3 protein-coding genes are annotated in these 2987 nt (G+C 74.2%); all 3 read right to left on the minus strand.

Annotated elements, in window-relative coordinates:
- On the minus strand, positions 1–961 hold a 961-nt coding region (locus tag AC13HU_RS34965), incomplete at its 3' end, for a peptidase M50 (RefSeq protein ID WP_483046021.1).
- Positions 958–2058, minus strand: coding sequence for a lantibiotic dehydratase C-terminal domain-containing protein (locus AC13HU_RS34970; RefSeq protein WP_483046022.1), 1101 nt, complete (start codon positions 2056–2058; stop codon positions 958–960). The genes AC13HU_RS34965 and AC13HU_RS34970, both read right to left, overlap by 4 nt.
- Positions 2055–2987: lantibiotic dehydratase (locus AC13HU_RS34975; RefSeq protein ID WP_483046023.1), on the minus strand; the 933-nt coding region annotated here is incomplete at its 5' end. The genes AC13HU_RS34975 and AC13HU_RS34970, both read right to left, overlap by 4 nt.

Genomic DNA, 2987 nt, shown 5'->3' on the forward strand with positions numbered 1-2987 from the left:
GCCGCAGGGTGCCCAGCGCGTAGCCGAGCGCCTTGTAGCCGTCCAGCGGCGGCAGCGGCACGAGGTTGAGCAGTCCCATGGCGGTACCGAGCAGCAGCAGTCCGCCGAAGAAGGGCACCGCCTGGGCGTCGCCCGGCAGCAGCGCCCAGACCACCCAGAACGGCAGCAGGAACAGCAGGTTCGCCACCACCCCGGCCATCGCCACGGCGACCTGCGGCCCGCGCCTGCCGAGGAACTGCACGTCCTCGATCTCGCAGTACAGGTACGTCATGAAGCCCGCGCGGCGCCGCAGGCCGATCTCGGCCACCTTCAGCCCGTACGCCCGGGCCACCAGCCCGTGCGCCAGTTCGTGCAGTGCGAGGCTCAGCCACAGCACACAGCCGACGGCCGCCAGCGCCACCGGTTGCCGGAACAAACGCCCGGTCTGGTCGGCCAGTTGACCGTAGCGAACGCCCTCCGCGACCAGCAGCGCCGCGCACAGCGCGAGCAGCGGGCCCAGCACCGCCGGCCGGCGCGCGAACTCCGTCGCCCGGTGCAGCCGGTCCATCGTCGCTCCGGCGTCCGCCACCAGCCGCGTCCGGCCGCCGAGCCAACTCCCCTGACGTGGAACGGTGTCGGACGCCGCCGCCGGTTCTGCCGCCGGGCCCGCCGGGCGTTGCGGCGGCCGGGCGGCGGCCAACAGGCCCCGGACCGACAGCATCCGCAGGATCTGCGTCCACTGCGCCTCGCCCAACCGCGTGCCGAACGCGGCGGCGTACTCCGCCCCGATCTCGGTGAGCGACCGCGAACCGTCCAGCCGGACGATCAGGAACCGTTCCTTCCCGCCGATCTCGAACCGTGCCCCGGTCAGCGGGTCCTTGACGAGGTGGACCACCTTGGGGCCGCGGGTGAGGGCCGGCCCGACCGTCACCTCGGCGCGCACGGCGGGCCGCATCTCGAGGAAGCCGCCGACGGTCGTCACGGGGCCACCGCGGGGCGGGGCTCGCGAAGCGCGCGGCCGAGCACGTAGGAGAGGTACGCCTCGTCGCGGACGCTGACCGACAGCCGGTTGTTCGTCATGTGCAGGTAGGGCGAGGCGAGCATCGGCAGGGCCTGCTCGGGGTCGTCCACCGGCAGGTCCCGGCTGCCGTCCCAGGAGCGGAAGACCAGGTCGCCGGAGCGGGCCAACGCCGAGACGCGCTCGCGCAGTTCGAGGCCGTGCTCGGCCCAGCCGCGAAGGAAGCCGGGCAGTCGGCCGAGCGCGGGCCGCGCGGTGGCCTGCCGGATCTCCTGGAAGCGGCGGGGCAGCGTGGTACCCATCGCCTGGTAGGCCCGGTCGTAGCCGTCGCGGGCGGTGAAGTTGGTGCCGGTGAAGGCGGAGTTCCAGAACTCGTGGTAGCGGTCGAGGAAGGTGAGCAGTGCGGTCTCGCCGGGCAGCAGGCAGCCGGCCATGGTCATCATCAACTGCGCGGCCGTGCCCAGCAGTACGGTCCGCACGTGCAGGTTCATGGTGGCCGCCGCGTCGACCACCAGCTCGCTGGAGCGCTCGAAGTGCCACTCGGCCAGTTCGACCCCGGCCGGGCCGCCGTACTTCCCGTACTCGGGCTCGTAGGGCTCGGCGGCGAAGGAGTTGTTGGGGCGCAGCCGCATCCGGCCGGCCGCGTCGGTGAAGCGGTCCCGTTCGCCGCCGGGGTACTCCAGCTCGAAGAGGGTGTTGTACAGCTCGGCGAGGAAGCCGTCCTTGACCTCGTACAGGGCGGGCCGCCGCTTGAGGAAGTCCTCGACGGCCGCGGCGGCGCGGGCGGCGACCTCGGGCCCGGCCTGCGGCGAGGAGGGGCGCAGCCGCAGCCGGATGTGCGGTCCCTCCAGCCAGTAGTTGATGAAGAACCAGCCCGACAGCAGGCCGTCGCGGGTGAGTTCGGCGACCAGCGGCCGGGCGCACTGGAGCAGGAAGGGGCGGGTGCTGGCGGCGTAGAAGACGTGGTACGCCTGCCAGTCCCCGCGTGGGCCGGCGGGTCCGGCTTCCGCGGGAGTGCCGGGGCCGGGGTCGGTGCTGCCGCCGTGCGGGATCGTCGTCATACGCGCGTGCCCTGCCTTCCGTGCGGGTCGGGTGCGGCTGCCGGTGCCGGTGGCGTTGCCGGTGCCGCTGTGGTCGCCGCCGTACGAGGGACGATCTCCACGGCCAGTTCGGCGACATGGCGGCCGCGTGCGGAACGGACGTGCAGTTCGTCCGCCCCGGGCAGCATCTCCTCGAAGACCGTGCCGGCCCGCCCGCCGCCGGTGAGTGCTTCGAGGGCGATCAGGGACAGCGGGCTGTCGAAGTCCACGTAACCGGGTTTGGCGCCGGCGCCGAAGGCCGCTACGGGCCCACCGCCGTCGGGGAGTTCCTCCCGCACCGTCGCGAACACCCTTGCCGGCAGGCCGTGTCGGCGCCGCCAGCGCTGCCACGCGAGGTAGTACGCGGCTTCGCCCGCACCCGGCTCGCGCACCGGCAGCGCACCCGGCGCCGCGGTCCAGGCGCGCCGGTGCAGGACGAGACCGCGATAGCGCACCCGGGGCCGGGCGGTGACTCCGTCGACCGCCGGGCCCTCCGGAACACCGCGCCACAGGTCGGGCCGGGCGCGGGAGGTGGGCGAGAAGAGCAGCAGCGTGCGCGGCACTTCGGGCAGCACCATGGGCACCAGGTAGCCGAGGTAGAGCGGCACGACCTCGCGGCCGAGCCGGCGCGAGCGCAGCACCAGCCGGTCGGTGGCCTCGTCGTGCTCGGCGTACAGGTCGTCCAGGTCGATCCGCGCTCCGGCGGACCCGGTACTGCGCTCGCCCGGGCAGACGATCTCGTAGTCGGTGAGGCGCCCGTGCAGGTTGAGGTTGGTGGTCGCGGAGCCGGCGGTGACCTCGGCGAAGACCGCGCCGGGCGGCTGCCAGGCGCGCAGGGTGCGGCGCAGCTCCGCGCTGAGGCCGTCGGCGGCCGGGCCCGGGGCGGCGGGTTCGGGAGCGGCGGGTTCGGG

The sequence above is a fragment of the Streptomyces sp. NH27 genome (assembly GCF_056859195.1).

What these genes read in the sequence shown, in the direction of transcription:
- AC13HU_RS34970 (WP_483046022.1), bottom strand. Translation starts at nt 2,058, where the DNA reads ATGACGACGATCCCGCACGGCGGCAGCACCGACCCCGGCCCCGGCACT.